This is a genomic window from Halomonas sp. HMF6819 (genome assembly GCF_044335525.1).
Classification (GTDB): domain Bacteria; phylum Pseudomonadota; class Gammaproteobacteria; order Pseudomonadales; family Halomonadaceae; genus Vreelandella.
Genome location: NZ_JBIQVY010000002.1, coordinates 140,160 through 159,737, shown reverse-complemented (window position 1 = coordinate 159,737; position 19,578 = coordinate 140,160). Strand labels below are relative to the sequence as shown.

Sequence of the window (19,578 nt, the reverse complement as noted above, 5' to 3'; positions counted from 1 at the left end):
CAATTGTTGTTATCATCAAACGCCAAGCGCCCTTCGAGCCCTTTTCGCGAGACCAAGTTTGATGCAGCCGATTCCCCTACAGGACGTCACCCCGCCGCCGGCTAGGCCCGGTGAAGCCGGTACGCGCCTGCGCGGGCGTCTTTACGTGCGCGAGAGCAAGGGGGTTTTCCAGGCGCTTCGCCGGCGGCTCAACATACTGTTGATGGGCGGCTTTTTTCTGCTGCCCTGGATCAATGTTCAGGGCCGCCCGGCCCTCTGGTTCGACATTCCTGGGCGCGAGTTTCACCTGTTGAGCGCCACGTTCTACCCCCAGGAATTCATCCTGCTGGCGCTTTTGGCCATCGCCGCCGCCTTCGGGCTGTTCTTCGTCACCCGGCGTTGGGGGCGGGTGTGGTGCGGCTACACTTGCCCGCAAAGCGTCTGGACGTTTCTGTTCATGTGGGTCGAGCACCGCCTGGAGGGCTCGCGCCATCGCCGCTTGCGTCGCGATAAAAACGGCCCGGCCGTTTGGGTCCCGCGAAAACTCGCCAAGCACGCGTTGTGGGCGCTGATGGCGCTGGCCACCGGCGTCACGGTGTTGGGCTACTTCACGCCGATCCGAACGCTCACGCTCGACGTTATGACGCTAGAGGTCGAGGGCTGGGCGCTGTTCTGGGTCGGCTTTTTTACGTTCTTCACCTACCTCAACGCCGGCTGGCTGCGCGAGCAGGTCTGCCTTCACATGTGCCCCTACGCTCGCTTTCAGTCGGTGATGGTCGACCGCGACACGCTCACCGTGGCCTATGACGCGGCCCGCGGCGAGCCGCGGGGCGGTGGGCGTACGTCAGAAGGCGACTGCGTCGACTGCCACCGGTGCGTGCAGGTCTGCCCCACCGGTATCGACATCCGCGACGGGCTGCAGTACGCCTGTATCCAGTGCGCGGCCTGCGTGGACGCCTGCGATACGGTCATGACGCGCCTGGGCCGCCCCACGGGGTTGGTCGGCTACACCACCCAGAACCGCCTCGAGGGTCGCCCGGCGCCGCGCGCCTGGCGCTACCGAGCGGGGGCGCTTGCGCTGCTGGCGCTCACGCTCGCCGTGCTTGCGTGGGCGCTTACTCAGCGCGCGCCGGTCAGCGTCGAGGCCGAACGCGCGCGCGGCACGCTCTACAGCGTCACCGAAGGCGGCGAGGTCCAAAACGTCTACCGGCTAACGGTGCGCAACCGCGACCGCCAGGCACACACCTATCACTTGAGTGTCGAGGCGCTTGCCGGAGCCAGGCTCGACACCCGCACAATCCAGGTGCCCGGCGGTGGCTCCACAAGCCAAGTCGTCAGCGTGAGCGCGCCCGCCGGTGTCTCCCCCAGCCAGCCGTTTCGCTTCGTGCTCGCCCTGGAGTCCGGTGAGCCCCTGGCGCGTCGGCCGGCGCGCTTTTTAAGCGGCGAGAGGAGATAAGCCATGTTCGAGCCCGCGCCGCCGCCCTGGTATCGTCAGTTCTGGCCCTGGTGTTTGCTAACGCTTCTGCTCTCGTCGATGCTGATGAGCGTCGGCTTTGCGGTCGTGGCGCTCAAAACCTTCGACGGCATGGTGGTGCAGGAGGACTATTTCGAACACGGCAAAGCGATCAACGCGGTGCTCGAAAAAGCCGAGCGCGCCGAGGCGCTGGGGCTTTCCGCAACGCTCTACGTCGACCCTGTGACCCAGGACGTGGTGCTCGAACTCGCAGGCCAAGCGCGGCCGAAGGCGCTTGCGCTGCGCCTGATTCACCCCACCCGGGACGAGCGCGACGTGCGCCTGACGCTGACCCACCGCCGGGGCGGCCATTACGTTGGCCAGGCCCCTACCGGGCTTGCCTACCGGCGCTACGTGACGCTTACGCCGAGCCAAGCGCCGGATTGGCGGCTCAACGGCGAGATTACCCTGCCAAGCGACGCCGCGGTGCGATTGGCTCCGGCGCGAGCAGGAGCACCATGACCGAGCCGTGCTACCACTGCGGTGCGCCGGTGCCCGCTGGCGCCCCCTGGACGATCACCCTGGACGGCGCGGTCAAACCGCTTTGCTGCCCCGGCTGCGAGGCGGTGGCCCACGCCATCGTCGAAGGCGGGCTCGAAAGCTACTACCGCTACCGCACCGAGCTTTCCCCCCGCCCGGCGGACGGCCGCGCCAAAGCCGAGACCTGGTCGGCCTTCGATCATCCCGAGCTGCAGGCGCAGTTCGTTCATCCGCGCGAAAGCGATGTCAGCGCCACCCTGGCGGTGGAGAACATCACCTGCGCGGCCTGCGCCTGGCTGATCGAGCACCACCTGAACGCGCTGGAAGGTGTTACTGGCAGCGCGGTGAATCTGACCGAGCACCGCCTGCGGATAAGCTGGGATCCGGCCATACTCGCGCCTTCGCAAATTTTTGCCGAGCTTGCCGCGATCGGCTACGAGGCCATACCCTTCGAGCCGGACCGGGCGCTGGCCCGCCAACAGCGGGAGGCGCGCATGCTCGTTCGCCGGCTGATCGTGGCCGCCGTGGGCATGATGCAGGTGGTAATGTTCTCGATCCCGCTCTACGTGGCGGGGCCAAACGAGCTCGGTGATAACTTCTTCGCACTGTTTCACTGGCTGTCGCTTCTGCTGACCACGCCGGTGGTGGCGTTCTCCGCTTGGCCATTTTTTCGCGCTGCCGCCAACGCGCTCGCCCACCGGCGGCTGACCATGGAGGTGCCGGTGGCGCTCGCCCTCGGCTTGGCCTATGGCGCCAGCGTCTACGCGATGCTCAACGGCCAGGGCGACGTCTATTTCGATTCCATCGCCATGTTCACCTTCTTTTTACTGTTCAGCCGCTATATCGAAGCGCGCACCCGCCGCGCCGGCGGCAACGCCCTGAGCCGTGCCCTGCCCGCCGCCGCGCTGCGGCTGGACGACGACGGCGCGCAGCGCGTGGTGCCGGCCAGCCATCTTAAGTTCGATGATCGCATTCTGGTGAAACCCGGTGCCACGGTACCTGCCGACGGCATCATCGAGCAGGGCGAATCGAGTCTCGATGAGTCGATGCTGACCGGCGAGTTTCTGCCGGTGACCAGACGCGCCGGCGGGCGCGTCATCGGCGGAAGCCAGAACGTGGAGAACGCGCTCACCGTGCGCGTCACCCACGCCGGGCGTGAATCGACGATCGCTAGCGTGCTCGATCTGACCGACCGGGCCTCGGCAAGCCGCCCACGGCTTGCAAGGCTTGCCGACGCCATTGCGCACCGTTTCGTGCTGCGCCTTTTACTGGTCACGCTCTGCGTGGCCACCGCCTGGCTATTCATCGACCCTGACCGGGCGTTCTGGGTGACGCTCTCGGTGCTGGTGGTCACCTGCCCCTGCGCGCTGGCGCTGGCCGCCCCCACGGCGCTGGCCACGGGGCACACCGAGCTTTACCGGCGCGGCGTGCTGATCACCCGCGCGGACGCGCTGGAAGCGCTTGCCGGCGTGACCCGCGTGGTGTTCGACAAGACCGGCACGCTCACCCGCGGCGAGATGCGCCTGGCCGCGACCCAACCGCTCGGCGCGCTCAGTGAAATCCGCGCCCGGCAGATCGCCGCCGCCATCGAAGCGCACTCGGAGCACCCGGTCGCCTCGGCGTTTCGCCCGTTCCGCGAGCCGGCGCTCAAAGCGTGCGACGTTGTGCGCCACCCAAATCAGGGGCTGAGCGCTACCCTCGACGGCGAACGCTGGCGCCTCGGCCGGGCGGCGTTCGCAGCAAACGACGCCATCACACCGCCCGGGCCCGGCCAGTGGCTATTACTCAGTCGACAAGGCGCCGATGGCGCTTTCGCCCCGGGCGCCTGGTTTCGCCTCGAAGACACCCTCCGCGACGACGCCGCCGACACCGTAGCAAACCTCCAGGCGCTCGGTATCGACGTGGAGCTACTTTCCGGCGACGAGCGCGCCCTCGTCGAGGAGCTGGCCAACACGCTCGGTATGGCGACCTGGCAGGCCCGGGCCACGCCCGAAGAGAAGCTTGCGCGCATTCAGGCGTTACAGGCCGACGGCGAGCGCGTATTGATGGTCGGCGACGGTATCAACGACGTGCCGGTGCTGGCCGGGGCCAACGTGTCGCTGGCGATGAACGGCGCCACGGACCTTGCCCAAACCCGGGCCGACGCGCTGCTGCTGAGCCCGCGCCTGGCCCGCGTGGTCGAGGCACTGTTGCTTGCCCGCGCCACCCGCCGGGTGATGCGCCAGAATATCGCCTGGTCGGTCGCCTACAACGGCCTGGCGCTGCCGCTGGCCGCACTTGGCTTCGTGCCGCCCTGGCTTGCCGCGCTCGGCATGTCGTTCAGCTCGCTGGTGGTGGTGGGAAACGCCCTGCGGCTGAAACGCGGCCCGCGCGGTAGCCGCCAGCCTCTGCCCGCGCATCACTGGGAGCCCGCATGACGAGTCTCTATCTTTTGATTCCGCTGTCGCTGCTGCTGCTGGCGCTGGCCGTCTGGGCGTTTTTCTGGGCGGTGAACAACGATCAGTTCGACGACCTCGACGGCCCCGCCCACCGCATCCTGTTCGACGACGACCTGGCCGAGCCCCCTAAACGCCGCCCGGCGAAAACGCCCGCTGAGCGCGACGAGCCGCGCCCGTGAACCCGACCGGCTTCGATCTTCCCCCGCTGCTCGCCGCCTGGGTATTCGGCCTGCTCGGCGGGGCGCACTGTATCGGCATGTGCGGCGGTATCATGAGCGCCCTGGCCTTTGCGGTGCCGCCGAGCATGCGCCGCCCCGCGCGCATGGCCGGGCTGATGCTCGGCTACAACCTCGGGCGCATCGCAAGCTATATGCTGGCCGGGGCCCTGGCAGCCGCGCTTGGCACGCTGGTCACCCTCGCCCCTGCGACGCGGGTGGTACTCGAGGCCTTTGCCGCAGTGATGCTGATTCTAATGGCGCTCTATATCGCCAACTGGTGGAAGGGGCTTTTAGCGCTGGAGGGGCTGGGGCGAAAGCTTTGGCGCGTGATCGAGCCGCTGGGCCGACGGCTGATGCCGGTGGTGCACCTGCCCCAGGCGGTGGCGCTCGGCGCGCTCTGGGGCTGGTTGCCCTGCGGGCTGGTGTATTCGATGCTCGCCTGGAGCATGGCCACTGCCGCCCCGGCCCAGGGGGCGCTCTTGATGGGCGCCTTCGGCTTGGGAACGCTCCCGGCGCTTCTGGCCACCGGCCTGGCCGCGCAAGCTTTGTCCGGGCTTATTCGCCACCCCGCTACCCGCACCCTTGCCGCGGTCGTCATCATTGGCTTCGCGCTCTACCAGCTCTGGACGCTTTGGCTGCCTGTTTGAACAGAAGCATGCGTAGGCCGGCCAATAGCCCAAAACCGCAGACTGCTCAAAGAAAAACGCTCAATGCGCGCATTGAGCGTTTTAGGGTGACGCAGGTGCCAATCTCTTGCAGAACAAGGCCTGAGGGCTGGACGCTTACACCGGCAGTACGGCGCCGTCGGCGCGGGGTTCGGTCCCGCCCTGGAGAACGCCGCTTTCACCATCGCGCAGGATGATCTGACCGCGGCCGAAGGTGAGGCCGTCGACACACTTGACGATGCGATGACCGCGACGTTCGAGGGCCTGGATGAGGTGGTCCGGGAAGCCGGGCTCAACCTCGACGGTCTTGCCTTCTGTCCACTTCCAGCGCGGCATGTCCAGTGCCGCCTGGGGGTTGAGGTGATCCTGTAGCATATTGGCCACGACCTGCACGTGGCCCTGGGGCTGCATGTAGCCGCCCATTACGCCGAAGGGGCCGACGGCCTGGCCATCCCTGGTGATGAAACCGGGGATGATGGTGTGGTAGGTGCGTTTACCCGGGCGCAGCACATTAGTGTGCTCTTCATCCAGCGAGAACGACCACCCGCGGTTTTGCAGGCTGATGCCGGTGCCGGGCACGACGATCCCTGAGCCGAAGCCTTCGAAGTTGCTCTGGATGAACGACACCATGTTGCCTTCGTCGTCCGCGGTCGAGAGATACACGGTGCCGCCCAGCAACGGGTTGCCATGGGTAGGGTCGATGGCGTCGAACGCGATCAGCTCGCTGCGCTTTTGCAGGTACTCGGGCGAGAGCATCTGATCCACCGTGAGGCTCATGTGCTCGCGCTCGGTAATGTAGCGAAGCCCATCGACATAACCCAGCTTGGTCGCCTCGATACGCCGATGCAGCGACTCAACCGGGTCATGGGGCTCATCGCCCAGCGCTTCGAGAATGCCCAGCGCCTGCAGCGCGATCAGGCCGCTGCCGTTGGGCGGAATTTCCCAGATATCGTGGTCGCGGTAGCGAACGCTGATTGGGTCGACCCACTCCGGCGTGAACGCCTCCAGGTCCTCCTTGCGCAGAAAGCCGCCGTGCTGGCGCGAGAAGGCGTCCATGGCATCGGCCAGCTCGCCCTTGTAGAACGCCTCGGCACGGGTCTCGCCGATGGCGCGCAGGGTGCTGGCCATTTCCGGCGAGCGCCATACCTGGCCGGGCCGAGGGGCGTGGCCTTGGGGGGCGAAGTGTTCGAACCAGGGGGCGAACTCCGGACGGTCATACTGGCGATAGCGGGCGTACGCCTGCTCCCAGAGGCGGCTAGCGGTAGGCAGTACCGCGTAGCCCTCTTCAGCCAGGCGAATGGCGGGTGCCATCAATGCCTCGAACGCCAGCTTGCCGAAACGCTCGGAAAGCGCAGCCCAGGCGCCGGGAGCGCCGGGGACGGTCACCGGTACCAGCCCGTGGGCCGGCATGTTCTCGTTGCCCTGCTCCTTCACCGCTTCGGCGGATATGCCCATCGGCGCTCTGCCGCTGGCGTTCAGGCCGTGAAGCTTGCCATCCACCCAGACCAGTGCGAAGGCATCGCTGCCGATGCCGTTGGAAGTCGGCTCCACCACGGTGAGCGCGGCGGCAGTGGCGATGGCCGCATCGATGGCATTGCCACCATCGCGCAGGATATCGGCGCCGACCTGGGCGGCCAGCGTTTGCGAAGTGGCCACCATGCCGCGCTTGCCAAAGGTGACGGTCCGCCGAGAGGCGGCGGGGTAGTAATACGGGTCGAGTTTCATGCAAAAGTCCTCATTCTTGAGACGCGCTGTCCTGGAAAGGACCTTTCTGTTCGGCCTCGGCAGTTCGCTGGGCCATTAGCCGGCGCTGGCGTACGTAACCGTAAACGCTGTACACCACCGAGACGACCGCCAGCGCCAGCAGTAGCGCCGAGATAGGACGAGTAAAGAACAGAGTCCAGTCGGCGCTGGTCTGGAACGCGCGGCGTAAGTTGGTTTCGGCGATCGGCCCCAGGACCACGCCCAGTACCAGTGGTGCCAACGGATACTCAAGCTTCTTGAGCAGATAGCCGATGGAGCCGATCGCCGCCAGCAGGTAGAGATCCGACAAGCGGTTGTTCAGGGTGTAGGTGCCGATGGCACAGCATGCCAGTACGACCGGCACGACGATGTATTTGGGAACGTTCAGAATACGCATGAAGGCGCGCATCATCACCACGCCGATCACCAGCATGAAGACCGAGGCCACGGCCATGGCAATGAACATGCTGTAGACCAGATCCGGGTGATCGAGAATCAGCCGTGGGCCGACGCTGATACCGTGCACCATGATCGCCGCCATCAGCACGGCATCCGCCGGCGAGCCGGGAATCCCCAGCGAGATGAGCGGAATGAGGCTGCCGCCCACGGTGGACGAATTACCGGACTCGGAGGCCACTACGCCTTCCGGTTCACCCTTGCCGAAGCTTTCCGGATGCTTGGAGGCGCGCTTGGCCTGGTCGTAGGCCACCAGGTTGGAGATCGAGCTGCCGGCGCCGGGCACGGCGCCGATGAAAACGCCCAGAAGCGATGAGCGAATCACGTTGACCGGCTTGAGTAACGTGCTCTTCATCACATCCAGCAAGTGGGGACGCATGTCACCGCCGATGAGCGATTCGGAGGCGCCTTCCTGGCGCGCGGGTGACGGCTCGAGCTCGGAGAGCAGCTGGCTCATGGCGTACATTCCGATCAGCACCACCAGAAAGGGAATGCCAGCGGTCAAGAGCTCAAAACCGAAAGTGAAGCGCTCGCGCGACATGATCGGGTCCGGGCCGAGGGTGGCAATGGCGATACCGACCAATCCGGCGATCAGCCCACGCAAGACCGAATCCCCCACCAGGCTCGCGATGATCGTCAGCGCGAAGACGATGAGCGCGAAATACTCCCAAGGGCCGAGCTTCACCGCCAGCAGTGCCAGCGGCGGCGCGGCGACGATGAGTACCGCAATCGAGATCAGCGAGCCGATGAACGAGGCGAACAGACCCAAGGAGAGCGCGCGACCGGGCTGGCCGCTTCGCGCCATGGGAAAGGCATCGAAGGTGGTGGCCACCGCCGAGGGCGTGCCGGGAATACCTAGCAGCGCCGCGCTGAACAGCCCGCCGCTCAAGCCCCCCACGTACACCGACAGCATCACCGCGATGCCCTGCATGGGCGGCATCGAGAAAGTGAGCGGCAGCGTCAGCACGATCGCCATGGTAATGGTGAAGCCGGGAATGGCCGCGGCGATGATGCCAGCAAAGGTGGCAATCGCCATCAACAGCAGCGTATAGGGCTCGGTGACGCCCCCCAGGGCGGCGAGAAATGCATCTGTCATGAGGTCACCCTTACCACCGTGCGCGGGGGAGGTAGATACTGAACACGTCAGCGAAGAGATAGTAGGGCCCGAACGAGAACAGCAGCGCCACGCCCAGCGCGATCACCACCGTCAGCGGGCGCTTGGGCGCCAAATAAAGCTGGGCCGCGAACAGATAGCAGAAGGTGCTGACGATGAAACCGGCCTTGGGCATGGCGGCCATGTAGGCAACGAACAACGCCAAGTTGATCCATACCCGTTGAAGCCCTGCAAAGCGCTGCCACGCCGTCTTGAACGAGGTGCGCGGAATGCCGCGCTTGATGATCTCGAAAACGAACGCGGCGCCGCTGAGCACGGCGATCGAAAAGAAGACCAGTTGCGGGAAGGTACCGGCGCTCATGGGCTCCCAGCGAGAGGCCGGCAATGAGCCGGCCTTCGAAGCCATGAGTAGCGCACCGACCGCAAACACCGCGTACGATGCCAGCTGCAACGTGGGCAGCAGCGCAGCGTCGGGGTTCTTACGCTCCATGATGTCGTCCTATGTAGTATTGGCCGACCTTAGTCGAGCAGATGGGCGTTGTCTTCGATGAACTGGTCGTTGCGCTCGAGATAGTCGGTGTAGTCGGCGCGGTTCATGAAACGTACGGTGCCGCCGGCATTGGCCACGTCATTAACAAACGCGTCGCTTTCTGCCACGGATTCCAGGGCGCTTTCCAGCGTCTCGATGATCGAGTCGGGTGTCCCCTTGGGCACCACGACGCCGCGAGTCACCAGAAACTCCAGGTCATATCCAAGCTCTTTGAGCGTGGGAATGTCCGGCAGCTCGTCCAGACGCTCGTCGGTGGCAGCGGCCAGGGCCGTCATATCACCGTTTTCGAGAAAGGCTTCCGCCGACTGATAATCCTCGATCGCCACGGTGATATGACCGCCGGCCAACGCGCGCAGGCGCTCACCGGTACCCTCGTAACCGACGTAGCCAAATTCGGTATCGGTGGCGTTTTCGAACTGCACCGCCCAAAGATGCGGAATGCCTCCCAGCGTCACGCCCATACGGTATTCGCCCGGGCTCGCCTGCACGGCCTCGAGCATGTCGTCCAGGGTTTCCCAACCGCTATCGGCATTGACCAGAATCACCGAGTTGTCGCTGGTCATCATGGCGACGGGCTCGAAGGTATCCCAGTTCTGATCGGTCACACCGGCGTGGTGCGCCATCAAAAGCCCCTCGTGGATCTGGGTGATGGTGTAACCGTCCGGGTCGCGGCGCGATGCTTCGCGAAGGCCCACAGTTCCGCTCGCGCCGGGCATGTTGATGATCGGCACCGGCGTGTCCAGCTCCTGCTCCAAGTGGCGCCCTACCAGACGCATCAGCAGGTCGCTGGCACCGCCTGGCCCCCAAGGCACGATAAATTCGATCGGACGGTCCGGGTAGCTATCGGCGGCCAAAGTCACGCCGGGCAGAGTGATCGCAGCAGAGAGCGCGGACAGGGTCAGCAACGTTTTAAGTTTCATGCATTTGTTTCCTGATAAGTTAGTTTTAAGAGCGGTTAGAAGAGTTGGCCAAGGGGTTGGCAGGAACTCAGGATCCGGGAGCAAAGCAGGCAGTGATCGATGATCCGTTCGGAAATGTCTCGCCACTATCTTTTCGCCACTATCTTTAAATGTCTCGCCAATCGTTTTCTTATCGTTTATCGAAAGAAAAATCGATTTTTAAAAACATCGAACTATAGGGCAACGGAATTGGAAGCGTCAATAGCGCCCTGGTGGGCAACCTGCGGCAAGACGGTCACGCCTTTATTTGATGCTGAACGAGCTTTATTGACCTGACGCAAGAAGCCGCCAAACGCCTCGGGTTACTCTTTAGGCCGCCATCGAACGAACCTGGCGTTCGTTTCTCTGCCCGGGAGCCCCTATGCCGACCTGTGCCCACGTGACCGCTGCCCCCTTTGCCCCCATCTGGGACGAGGCGCTTGTGCGCCGCTACGACACGAGCGGGCCGCGCTACACCTCCTACCCAACGGCGCTGGCCTTTCACGACGGCTTCACGTCGGAAGATTTCACCCAGGCACTCGAGCGCAGCAACCAAAGCCGCCGCCCGCTCTCGCTCTACGTGCATATCCCGTTTTGCGAGAAAATCTGCTTCTACTGCGCTTGCAACAAGATCGCCACGAAGAATCGCCAACTCGCCGAGCCGTACCTTTCGCGGCTCGACCGGGAGATGGTGCTCGCCGCGCGCCACGTGGACACCTCGCGGCCTGTCGAGCAGCTTCACTGGGGCGGCGGCACGCCGACCTTTTTGACGCTGTCGCAAATGGGCGATCTGATCGATCGCCTCGATGCACGCTTCGGGCTCTCCAGCGATCCGCACCGCGACTACGCCATCGAGATCGACCCGCGCGAGGCGGACGTGTTCACCCTGCGCCATTTGCAGTCGCTCGGCTTCAACCGGCTGAGCCTGGGCGTGCAGGACCTGGACCCGGACGTGCAGCGGGCGATCAACCGCGTCCAGCCAAGGCAATTGACCGAAACGCTGATGGACGAGGCGCACCGGCTCGGTTTCGGCTCGCTCAACGTGGATTTGATCTATGGCCTTCCGCGCCAGAGCGAGCGCCGCTTTGCCGATACGCTCTCCCAGGTCATCGAGCTGGGCCCGGCCCGGCTGTCGCTTTTCAACTACGCCCACCTGCCCGCGCGCTTCGCGCCGCAGCGGCGTATCGATGAGGCCGAGCTTCCCGGCGCCGAGGAGAAGCTCGCCATCTTGCGTAAAAGCATTGAGATGCTGGCAAGCGCGGGCTACGTGCATATCGGCATGGATCACTTCGCCCTGCCCGAGGACAGCCTGGCGGTCGCCCAGCGCGAGGGGTCGCTGACGCGTAACTTCCAGGGCTATTCGAGCCACGCCCAGTGCGATCTGATCGGGCTAGGGGTATCGGCCATTTCGCGCATCGACGATGTCTATGCCCAGAATCCGGTCAAGCTCGACGACTACGCCGCGGCGCTCGACGGTGGGCACTTGGCGACCTGCAAGGGGCTTCGCTTAAGCCAGGACGATCTGATTCGCCGCGCGGTGATCGAGCGGCTGATGTGCGATATGCGCCTGGATTTGGCTGTGATCGGCGAGCGCTTTGATATCGACGCCGAGGCTTACTTTAGTGAGGCGCTTTCACGGCTTGCCCAGGCCGAACGTGACGGTCTGATCGAGCGCACGGGCGCGGTGCTGAGCGTCACGCCGATCGGGCGGCTGTTGATCCGCCATTTGGCGATGGCTTTCGATGCTCATCTTTCGGCACCGCTCGCCCAGCGCTACTCAAAAATCCTATAATGGGCACGTACGCTTTATAAGGAGATGGTAATGTCGACTCCCGCCCGCCAACGCTCGGCGCTTTTGCAGGCCCCGCGCTGTCAGACCTGTAGTCTCAGCTCGCTGTGCCTGCCGCTGGCGCTGCAGATCGAGGACGTCAGCCAGTTCGACGCGATCATCCGCCGCCGCGCGCCGCTTAAAAAAGGCGAGGCGCTGTTTCATCAGGGAGAGCGTTTTTCGAGCGTCTTTGCGGTGCGCTCGGGAAGCCTCAAGCAAATCACCAGCGAAGGCTCGGGCTTCGAGCAGCTCACCAACTTCTACCTGCCAAGCGAGCTGGTGGGCCTTGATGGCATCGACGAAGAGACCTACCCGGGCAGCGTGATTGCGCTGGAAACCACCACCGTGTGCGAAATTCCTTTCAAGCATCTGGACACGCTTTCCGAGGAGCTGCCCGAGCTTCGCACCCAGCTTTATCGCAGCATGAGCAAGGAGCTGCGCGATGACCGGCGCATGATGCGCCTACTCTCGCGCAAGACCGCCGACCAGCGCCTGGCGACCTTTCTCACCACGCTCTCGGATCGCTTTCGCCGCCGCGGCTACTCGCCCTACAGCTTTCGCCTTTCCATGGCGCGGGCAGATATCGGCAACTACTTAGGCCTGGCGGTGGAGACGGTCAGCCGAATACTTAGCCGCCTTCAAAGCCAGCAGGTGGTCGCGGTATCCGGGCGGGAAGTGAACATTCTGGATATGGCCAGGCTCATCACCCTGGCCGACGAGGAAGCGGTGTAATAACGCCTGGCTAGCCCACATTGAGCGCCGAAATGCGCCCGGCCTTGAGCTCAGCCTGTTTGGCTTCCAGGCCCTGAAAGTCGAACAGCGCGCGGTCGGCCAGCTGTGAAGGGGCGACGTTGGTGATCGCGCGGAACATGCTCTCGAGCCGGCCCGGGTACTTCTTGTCCCACTCGGCCAGCATCGCCTTGACGTTCTGACGCTGCATGTTCGGCTGCGAGCCGCACAGGTTGCAGGGAATGATCGGAAATTCCATCAGCCGCGAGAACTCGGCAATGTCCGCCTCCTTGCAGTAGGCAAGCGGGCGGATGACGATGTTCTTGCCGTCGTCGGACAAGAGCTTCGGCGGCATGGATTTCAGCGTGCCGCCGAAGAACATATTCAGAAAAAGCGTTTCGAGAATGTCTTCGCGGTGATGGCCCAGCGCGATCTTGGTCGCGCCGATCTCTTCGGCAAAGCCGTAGAGCGAGCCGCGTCTGAGCCGCGAGCAGAGCGCGCAGGTGGTCTTGCCCTCTGGCGTTTTCTCCTTCACCACCGAGTAGGTGTCGCGCTCGAGGATGTGGTACTCCACGCCTTGGCCGTCCAGGTAGCGCGGCAGCACGTGCTCGGGGAACCCCGGCTGTTTCTGATCGAGATTCACCGCCACCAGCGAGAAGTTCACCGGGGCGTTGCGCTGCAAATTGCGCAGAATCTCGAGCATGGTGTAGCTGTCCTTGCCGCCGGACAGGCACACCATCACCCGGTCGCCTTCCTCGATCATGTTGTAATCGAGAATGGCGTTGCCGACCTCGCGCCGAAGCCTTTTCTGCAACTTGTTGAATTCGCGCTTCTGTTTGACGTCGTGAAGGTCGGCTGAACCGTTGGACGCGACAGCCTCCAAAGCGACGGGGTCGAAATGTTCGGGTTGCTGCATGATGTACGCACTGCCGGTGATGAGGATAAGGCGCTCATTCTAACAAGACTCCCTCCCCCACCCAATAACGTCGAGCGCCGCTCACGCTTCTAGCGCTGAGTCGCGGGTCAGGCGCATGTATAAAAGCGCGCAGGCGCTCGCCTCGCCCAGAAGCGACGCCGCACCCGGGGGCGCCAGCCGCGCTTGGCGAAGCGCCTGGTCGAGATCCGGCGCCAGCCGGGGGTCGATCGGCGAGCGCTTTTGACGGCGCTGATAAAGGCGTTCGATATCGACCTGGGCGTTGGGCAGCTCGAAGCCCAGCCGCTTATCGAACAGCCGGTTGACCGGCCCCAGCGTTTGATCAAGCCCCCACCCCACCACCGGGCGATTGCCGATGAATTCGGCAAGCGTGGCGATGTTTTCCGCCGTGGGCGCCATGAGCGCCGGGGTCGGCGTCTCCACCTGATGGCGGCGCAGCGCACGGCTGGCCACCGTGTGGCGATCGGCAAGCGTTGCCACCCAAGCGCTTTGGGTCTGCACGCGCCGCTCGTTGAACACCACCGCCGCCACACTCAGGATCGGGTCGGCAGGGGCGAAGCGAAACGCCAGCGCCACCAGCTCTTCGCCAAGATAGGGGTGAAACAGCCACTCGAAGGGCGAACCAGTCAGTCGTCGGCGGTCGCTTTCGCGTTTGAACAAACCACGCAGCGAGCCTTTGATTAGTGAAAAGTGTCGATTCGTTAATTGCATACCGCTATGAGTACTCCAGGTGGTATCGGTGGGTCAGGCGCGCCTTGAACTCCTTCACAATGTGCAGCGCCTCGCGCAGCAGATCGCGCTCGAGTGACGACAGGTTCTGCACCACTACGTGGTTGGCCGACGCGACCTGGCCGTTTTGGGCCGCCAGCTGCTGGCGCAGACGGAGCTCGGTAAAAAGCGCCAGCGCCTCGCTCAGGTCCTCGGCGAAGCGGCTTTCCAGCCGTCCGTCGGCCACCAGCGCCTCGAGGCGCTCGAAGGTGCTTTCGGCGTCGATGCGCCGCTCCAGCGCCATGGTGCGCACGCCGTGCACGATGGGGAAAATACCGCCCTTTTTGATGTCGATGCCGTGCTCGCGCTTTTTCAGCGAGCCGAACAGCGTCAGCGGCGTGGAAAAACTCAGCGCCGCCCGCGCCAGATAGCTCAGCAACAGCTCATCGTCGGCGCAGCGCGCATAGAGCGCCTGGCGCACGCGGCGGGCAAGCTCGGCGTTGCCGGCTACGGCCCGGGCGTCGAGCATGATGGCAAGCTTCATGAGGCTGTCGCCGTCGCGCCGCTCGGCCCAGCGTTCGATTCGCGCCTGCCAGGTCGCCACGCTCCCGACCCACTCCGGGTTGGAGACCATGATGTTGCCCGGGCAAGGCGGGTAGCCCAGTTCGACAAGCGTGTGGGTGAGCGCCTCCATCGCCGCTGGAGCATTTGGCCAGCTGGGGTCGTCCTCGAGAATCAGAGCGTTGTCTTGGTCGGTTTTGAGAATTTGCTCGCCGCGGCCTTCGCTGCCCATCACCACCAGGCAGCACCGCTGCGTTGGAGCGTTCGGCGCGCCAAAGCCGAAGGCCTTGTGCACGATGCGGGCGTTGAGCGCCGCCAGAAGCTCCATGACGAAACGCAGCTTCACCCCTTGGGCCATCAGCGCCTGCACGAGCTCCGGGGTGCGTCGGCTTGCCTGGGCCAGCGCCTTTAGGTCGTCGGCCTTTTCGATCTGAAGCCCCACCACGTAGCTGCGACTCGAAAAGTAACTCAGTACATCGGTCAGCTCGACGACCCCGGAGAGCGCTTCGCCGTCCATCACCACTACCCGCGCGATTTGGTGGCGCGTCATCAGCACCAACGCCTCGAACAGGTACTGCTGCGGGGTAACGGTGACCAGCCCCGTCGGCGTCAGCGCCTTAAGCGGCGTCGATGCCGGCGTTTTCTCTACCGCTAACGCGCGCAGCAGATCCGTTTTGGTCACCATGGCGTAGCCGCCTTTTGCGCTCACCAGCAGGCTATCGGCCTGCTGCTCCAGCAGCGTATGCACCGCGTGCTCGAGCGTCTGCCGTGCATCCACTAAAAGCGGCGCGCGCATGCACTCACTCACCCGCGCCAGCATGAAGCCGGCCATGGTGATGCCGTCTACCGCGCGGCGCTCGGCCAAAAGCCTGGTCTTGTGGGCGAGCGATTCCCTGAAGAACGCCTCGAAGCCCGGATAGTGCTGACAAAGTGCGCTGAACGTCTGCTTTTGCAGCACGTAGCAAAGCGTTTCCTGCTCCGCTTCGAAGCGGTAGCGGCTCTTGCCGTTCAAAAGGCTGATCGCCCCGAACAAATCGCCTTCGGTGTAGTGGCCGATACGCGCTTGGGCGTTGGGCTCTGCCGGGTCGAGCTCGGCGACCTCGCCCTTATGAATGATGAAAACGCCTTCGCCGGGCTGGCCGGCGTCGAGAATGACGTCACCGGTGTCGAAGTAGGCGAGATCGAGCCCGTCACGCACCCGCGCCTTACCCGCCTCGTCGAGCAAGGAAAACGGCAGCCTTGAAAGATCGACCTCGATCATGCGTCACCTGCTTAAAAAAGCCACGCTCGCGCTGGATCCGACAATAAAAGCTCAAAGATGGGCGCGAGCTGGTTAAAACGTGTTCACCCGTGGATAGTGCAACGTTAGCTGATTGTTCTTATGGCTGGTTTTTAAGACCAGCTCTTAAGACCAGTTCTTATGACTAACTCTTGTTACTAAAGTCTATAAAATCGGCGCCTATAAAGTACTTTTAGAAAGGTCCTCGAGTTTGAATAAAACGTTCTAAAAAAGAGTTACGACTATCGACTAGCAATATTCAAAAGGAGGTCAATTCGGTTTATAGACTATCGTCGACTCCTTACCAAAGTCGTACTCAAGGCGCCTTAAAACGCCATTGTATAGAGTAATTTAGCGTTATTTGGCAGATTGCCAATAGCGCCTTTAGTCCGTGATACCAAAGTCTGGATTTCTTTTTTCCATTTATTGGCCAGTATTAGCCTGAGTTTTTAAGATAACATTGCCTTAGGGCGTACGACTTATCGCGTCAGGTGGCGAGGAGGGAGTGTCTGACGCAAAGTAGCGGGCAATAACCCGCCATACAAATCGCTTTGAAGGGAACCGTTTGAACGCTCGATGCGGCAGGCACTTTTGCGCCGGCCGCTTTTGGACACTTTCCAACCTTAAAATCATAAATGGAGAGCACCATGATAGCAGATGACAAATCCAATGCTGCTGCTTACTGGAAGGCCAACGTTCGCTTGATCGCTAGCTGTTTGGTCGTTTGGGCGTTCGTCTCCTACGGCTGCGCCATACTCTTTCGCCCGCTGTTGGCATCCATTCCCGTGGGCGGTACCGATTTGGGCTTCTGGTTCGCCCAGCAGGGCTCGATTCTGACCTTCATCGCGCTGATCTTCTTCTACGCCTGGAGAATGAATCAGCTCGACAAGAAATTCGGCCTGGGAGAGTAAACCAATGAGCCAGTTTGCCATCAACTTACTGTTCGTCGGCGCCTCCTTCGCGCTCTATATCGGCATCGCAATATGGGCGCGCGCCGGCTCCACCAAGGACTTCTACGTCGCCGGTGGCGGCGTTCATCCGGTGACCAACGGCATGGCGACCGCCGCGGACTGGATGTCGGCGGCGTCGTTCATTTCCATGGCCGGTTTGATCGCCTCCGGCGGCTACGCCAACTCCACCTTCCTGATGGGCTGGACCGGTGGCTTCGTGATTCTGGCCATGCTGCTCGCGCCCTACCTGCGCAAGTTCGGCAAGTTCACCGTGCCGGACTTCATCGGCGAGCGCTTTTACAGCCGCACCGCCCGCGTGGTGGCGGTGGCGTGTCTGATCATCGCCTCGGTCACCTACGTTATCGGCCAGATGACCGGTGCGGGCGTGGCGTTCTCGCGTTTTCTGGAAGTGCCCAGCACCTGGGGCATTTGGATCGCCGCGGCCATCGTATTCCTCTACGCCGTGTTCGGCGGCATGAAGGGCATCACCTACACTCAGGTGGCGCAGTACATCGTGCTGATCGTGGCCTACACCATTCCGGCGGTGTTCATCGCCATGCAGCTCACCGGCAATCCGATTCCTGGGTTGGGCATGTTCAGCACCCACACCGAGTCCGGCGTGCCGCTTCTGCAAAAGCTCGACGATGTGGTCAACGCCCTGGGCTTCCAGGACTACACCGCCGATGTGGACAACAAGCTCAACATGGTGCTGTTCACGCTGTCTCTGATGATCGGTACCGCCGGTCTTCCCCACGTCATCATCCGCTTTTTCACCGTACCGAAGGTGGCCGACGCGCGCTGGTCCGCGGGCTGGGCGCTGGTATTCATCGCGCTTTTGTACCTGACCGCCCCGGCCGTGGCCTCCATGGCGCGGCTTAACCTGATGACGACGGTCTACCCGGAAATGACCGGCCAGGTCGAGGATTACGAAGTCGCTGCCGCCGAGCCGATCCTCTACGCCGACCGCCCGGCCTGGTTCCAGACTTGGGAAGACACCGGTTTGATCGTCTACAACGACGCCAACGACGACGGCCGCATCCAGTTCTACAACGACACCAACGAAGGTTTCACCGAGACCGCCGAAGGTCGCGGCTGGGCCGGCAACGAGCTGACCGTCAACAACGACATCCTGGTACTCGCCAACCCGGAAATCGCCAACCTGCCCGGCTGGGTCATCGGCCTGATCGCCGCTGGCGGTATCGCCGCCGCGCTCTCCACGGCGGCGGGGCTTCTGCTTGCGATCTCGTCGGCCATCAGCCACGACCTGATCAAGAACACGATCAACCCGAACATCTCGGAGAAAAATGAGATGCTTGCCGCGCGGATCTCGATGGGCGGTGCGATCCTCCTGGCCACCTATCTGGGGCTGAATCCGCCCGGATTTGCGGCGCAAACGGTGGCACTGGCCTTCGGTATCGCCGCGGCGTCGCTGTTCCCGGTGTTGATGATGGGCATCTTCTCCACCCGCATGAACAGCACCGGCGCGATCTGCGGCATGCTAGCGGGCCTGGTGGCCACGCTTCTCTACATCTTCACCTACCTTGGCTGGTTCTTCATTCCCGGCACCAACATGCTGGCCAACACGCCGGATAACTGGTTCATCGGTATCTCGCCGCTTTCCTTCGGTGCGGTGGGTGCGATGATCAACTTCGCCGTCGCCTTCGCGGTCTCCAGCGTCACCGCTGCGCCGCCGCGCGAAATCCAGGAGCTGGTCGAAAGCGTGCGCTACCCGAAAGGGGCTGGTATTGCCGTTGACCACTAAGCCATAATCGAAGCCGGCCCCCGGTCTTGCGATCGGGCTTTATAGCCGGGCTTCACTACAATGCGTGCAAGCGGGCTTCCCACGGGAAGCCCGTATTGTTTTGATTACCTTCTACGCTCACCAACGTGCGCTTCAACCAACCCTGGGAACTTCTTTATGATTTGGCACTTGATTGCGGCGGTGTTCGCGGCGCTGGCCGCGGCGGGCATCGGCTTGATTCTGCGCAAGGCCACGGGCAACCGGCTGCCCAAATGGATCGTGCCAGTCATGGCGGGGCTTGGCATGCTCGGCTATCAAATTCACGTGGAGTACAGCTGGTTCGAGCATAAAAAGGCGCAGCTGCCCCCCTCCACCGAGGTCGTGGACAGCGCCACCGGCACCGAAATCTGGCGCCCCTGGACCTTCGTGTTTCCGATGACCACGCAGTTTAGCGTGCTCGACCGCGAAAGCCTCTCGCGCAGCGGCGACGTGGCCGAGTTCATGCTCTATCACTTCGAGCGCCACTACACCGACCTGGTTATCCCTCAAGCCTACGTTCTCAACTGCCAAAGCCGCGAGCTGGTACCGGTGGCGGCCGAGCGCCGCGAACCGGATCTCGACGGCATTCGCACCCTGCGCGCCGACTCCACGCTGCTGCAAAGCGCCTGCAACGGCGCAACTGCCTGACGCTTTGGCGTATTTGACTTAAACTGGGCGGCTCTACAGGCAGGCCCGGGAACGGGCTTACGGCAGG

17 protein-coding genes are annotated in these 19,578 nt (G+C 63.3%); 10 read left to right on the top strand and 7 right to left on the bottom strand.

The window, feature by feature from the left end:
• Positions 1–61: 61 nt before the first annotated feature.
• From ccoG to ACGLWX_RS06650, 5 genes are read left to right on the top strand one after another with little or no spacing between them, the layout of a single operon-like run.
• Entirely contained in the window at positions 62–1,435 is a 1,374-nt protein-coding gene (ccoG, locus tag ACGLWX_RS06670) for a cytochrome c oxidase accessory protein CcoG (protein WP_396238386.1), read from the top strand.
• Between the two features lie 3 nt (positions 1,436–1,438).
• Positions 1,439–1,954, top strand: coding sequence for a FixH family protein (locus ACGLWX_RS06665; protein WP_396238384.1), 516 nt, complete (start codon positions 1,439–1,441; stop codon positions 1,952–1,954).
• The gene (locus ACGLWX_RS06660) at positions 1,951–4,389 is read left to right on the top strand and encodes a heavy metal translocating P-type ATPase (protein WP_396238382.1); all 2,439 of its coding nucleotides are present in this window, start codon (positions 1,951–1,953) and stop codon (positions 4,387–4,389) included. Before ACGLWX_RS06665 ends, ACGLWX_RS06660 begins: the two co-directional genes overlap by 4 nt.
• On the top strand, positions 4,386–4,589 hold the full coding sequence (gene ccoS, locus ACGLWX_RS06655) for a cbb3-type cytochrome oxidase assembly protein CcoS (protein ID WP_396238380.1): 204 nt from the start codon (positions 4,386–4,388) through the stop codon (positions 4,587–4,589). The genes ACGLWX_RS06660 and ccoS overlap by 4 nt, the downstream gene beginning before the upstream one ends.
• Positions 4,586–5,275: a sulfite exporter TauE/SafE family protein gene (locus tag ACGLWX_RS06650; RefSeq protein ID WP_396238378.1), complete on the top strand. Its 690-nt coding sequence runs from the start codon at positions 4,586–4,588 to the stop codon at positions 5,273–5,275. The genes ccoS and ACGLWX_RS06650 overlap by 4 nt, the downstream gene beginning before the upstream one ends.
• A gap of 135 nt (positions 5,276–5,410) precedes the next feature.
• Here the strand turns inward: ACGLWX_RS06650 and ACGLWX_RS06645 are convergent, their stop codons facing one another.
• From ACGLWX_RS06645 to ACGLWX_RS06630, 4 genes are read right to left on the bottom strand one after another with little or no spacing between them, the layout of a single operon-like run.
• On the bottom strand, positions 5,411–7,018 hold the full coding sequence (locus ACGLWX_RS06645; RefSeq protein WP_396238376.1) for a gamma-glutamyltransferase family protein: 1,608 nt from the start codon (positions 7,016–7,018) through the stop codon (positions 5,411–5,413).
• A gap of 10 nt (positions 7,019–7,028) precedes the next feature.
• Positions 7,029–8,588: a tripartite tricarboxylate transporter permease gene (locus ACGLWX_RS06640; protein WP_396238374.1), complete on the bottom strand. Its 1,560-nt coding sequence runs from the start codon at positions 8,586–8,588 to the stop codon at positions 7,029–7,031.
• Between the two features lie 10 nt (positions 8,589–8,598).
• Positions 8,599–9,096: a tripartite tricarboxylate transporter TctB family protein gene (locus ACGLWX_RS06635; protein ID WP_396238372.1), complete on the bottom strand. Its 498-nt coding sequence runs from the start codon at positions 9,094–9,096 to the stop codon at positions 8,599–8,601.
• 29 nt (positions 9,097–9,125) lie between these two features.
• Entirely contained in the window at positions 9,126–10,076 is a 951-nt protein-coding gene (locus ACGLWX_RS06630; RefSeq protein WP_396238370.1) for a tripartite tricarboxylate transporter substrate binding protein, read from the bottom strand.
• Between the two features lie 400 nt (positions 10,077–10,476).
• On the opposite strand from ACGLWX_RS06630, the gene hemN reads away from it, so the two are divergent.
• The gene (gene hemN, locus ACGLWX_RS06625; protein WP_396238368.1) at positions 10,477–11,886 is read left to right on the top strand and encodes an oxygen-independent coproporphyrinogen III oxidase; all 1,410 of its coding nucleotides are present in this window, start codon (positions 10,477–10,479) and stop codon (positions 11,884–11,886) included.
• Between the two features lie 30 nt (positions 11,887–11,916).
• Entirely contained in the window at positions 11,917–12,654 is a 738-nt protein-coding gene (gene fnr, locus ACGLWX_RS06620) for a fumarate/nitrate reduction transcriptional regulator Fnr (RefSeq protein ID WP_252106288.1), read from the top strand.
• Positions 12,655–12,664: 10 nt separating this feature from the next.
• Here the strand turns inward: fnr and ttcA are convergent, their stop codons facing one another.
• The 3 genes from ttcA to ACGLWX_RS06605 form a co-directional block, all read right to left on the bottom strand.
• Positions 12,665–13,567, bottom strand: coding sequence for a tRNA 2-thiocytidine(32) synthetase TtcA (gene ttcA / locus ACGLWX_RS06615; RefSeq protein ID WP_396238366.1), 903 nt, complete (start codon positions 13,565–13,567; stop codon positions 12,665–12,667).
• An 81-nt stretch (positions 13,568–13,648) separates the two neighbouring features.
• Positions 13,649–14,245 (bottom strand): DNA polymerase III subunit epsilon, encoded by a 597-nt coding sequence (locus ACGLWX_RS06610; protein WP_396238364.1) that lies wholly within the window; start codon positions 14,243–14,245, stop codon positions 13,649–13,651.
• Positions 14,246–14,300: 55 nt separating this feature from the next.
• Positions 14,301–16,115: a putative nucleotidyltransferase substrate binding domain-containing protein gene (locus tag ACGLWX_RS06605; RefSeq protein WP_396238362.1), complete on the bottom strand. Its 1,815-nt coding sequence runs from the start codon at positions 16,113–16,115 to the stop codon at positions 14,301–14,303.
• Between the two features lie 665 nt (positions 16,116–16,780).
• On the opposite strand from ACGLWX_RS06605, the gene ACGLWX_RS06600 reads away from it, so the two are divergent.
• The 3 genes from ACGLWX_RS06600 to ACGLWX_RS06590 all read left to right on the top strand — a co-directional run bounded on the left by ACGLWX_RS06600 (position 16,781) and on the right by ACGLWX_RS06590 (position 19,511).
• On the top strand, positions 16,781–17,044 hold the full coding sequence (locus ACGLWX_RS06600) for a DUF4212 domain-containing protein (RefSeq protein ID WP_396238360.1): 264 nt from the start codon (positions 16,781–16,783) through the stop codon (positions 17,042–17,044).
• 4 nt (positions 17,045–17,048) lie between these two features.
• Entirely contained in the window at positions 17,049–18,845 is a 1,797-nt protein-coding gene (locus ACGLWX_RS06595) for a sodium:solute symporter family protein (RefSeq protein WP_396238358.1), read from the top strand.
• A 156-nt stretch (positions 18,846–19,001) separates the two neighbouring features.
• A complete protein-coding gene (locus tag ACGLWX_RS06590; RefSeq protein ID WP_252106283.1) occupies positions 19,002–19,511 on the top strand; it encodes a hypothetical protein in 510 nt (169 codons plus the stop codon).
• The last annotated feature ends 67 nt before the right edge of the window (positions 19,512–19,578 follow it).

Coding starts and splice junctions, on each gene's coding strand:
- ACGLWX_RS06660 (WP_396238382.1), top strand. CDS start 1,951: ATGACCGAGCCGTGCTACCACTGCGGTGCGCCGGTGCCCGCTGGCGCC.
- hemN (WP_396238368.1), top strand. CDS start 10,477: ATGCCGACCTGTGCCCACGTGACCGCTGCCCCCTTTGCCCCCATCTGG.
- ttcA (WP_396238366.1), bottom strand. CDS start 13,567: ATGCAGCAACCCGAACATTTCGACCCCGTCGCTTTGGAGGCTGTCGCG.
- ACGLWX_RS06630 (WP_396238370.1), bottom strand. CDS start 10,076: ATGAAACTTAAAACGTTGCTGACCCTGTCCGCGCTCTCTGCTGCGATC.
- ACGLWX_RS06645 (WP_396238376.1), bottom strand. CDS start 7,018: ATGAAACTCGACCCGTATTACTACCCCGCCGCCTCTCGGCGGACCGTC.
- ACGLWX_RS06640 (WP_396238374.1), bottom strand. CDS start 8,588: ATGACAGATGCATTTCTCGCCGCCCTGGGGGGCGTCACCGAGCCCTAT.
- fnr (WP_252106288.1), top strand. CDS start 11,917: ATGTCGACTCCCGCCCGCCAACGCTCGGCGCTTTTGCAGGCCCCGCGC.
- ACGLWX_RS06605 (WP_396238362.1), bottom strand. CDS start 16,115: ATGATCGAGGTCGATCTTTCAAGGCTGCCGTTTTCCTTGCTCGACGAG.
- ACGLWX_RS06595 (WP_396238358.1), top strand. CDS start 17,049: ATGAGCCAGTTTGCCATCAACTTACTGTTCGTCGGCGCCTCCTTCGCG.
- ccoG (WP_396238386.1), top strand. CDS start 62: ATGCAGCCGATTCCCCTACAGGACGTCACCCCGCCGCCGGCTAGGCCC.
- ACGLWX_RS06665 (WP_396238384.1), top strand. CDS start 1,439: ATGTTCGAGCCCGCGCCGCCGCCCTGGTATCGTCAGTTCTGGCCCTGG.
- ACGLWX_RS06635 (WP_396238372.1), bottom strand. CDS start 9,096: ATGGAGCGTAAGAACCCCGACGCTGCGCTGCTGCCCACGTTGCAGCTG.
- ACGLWX_RS06600 (WP_396238360.1), top strand. CDS start 16,781: ATGATAGCAGATGACAAATCCAATGCTGCTGCTTACTGGAAGGCCAAC.
- ccoS (WP_396238380.1), top strand. CDS start 4,386: ATGACGAGTCTCTATCTTTTGATTCCGCTGTCGCTGCTGCTGCTGGCG.
- ACGLWX_RS06590 (WP_252106283.1), top strand. CDS start 19,002: ATGATTTGGCACTTGATTGCGGCGGTGTTCGCGGCGCTGGCCGCGGCG.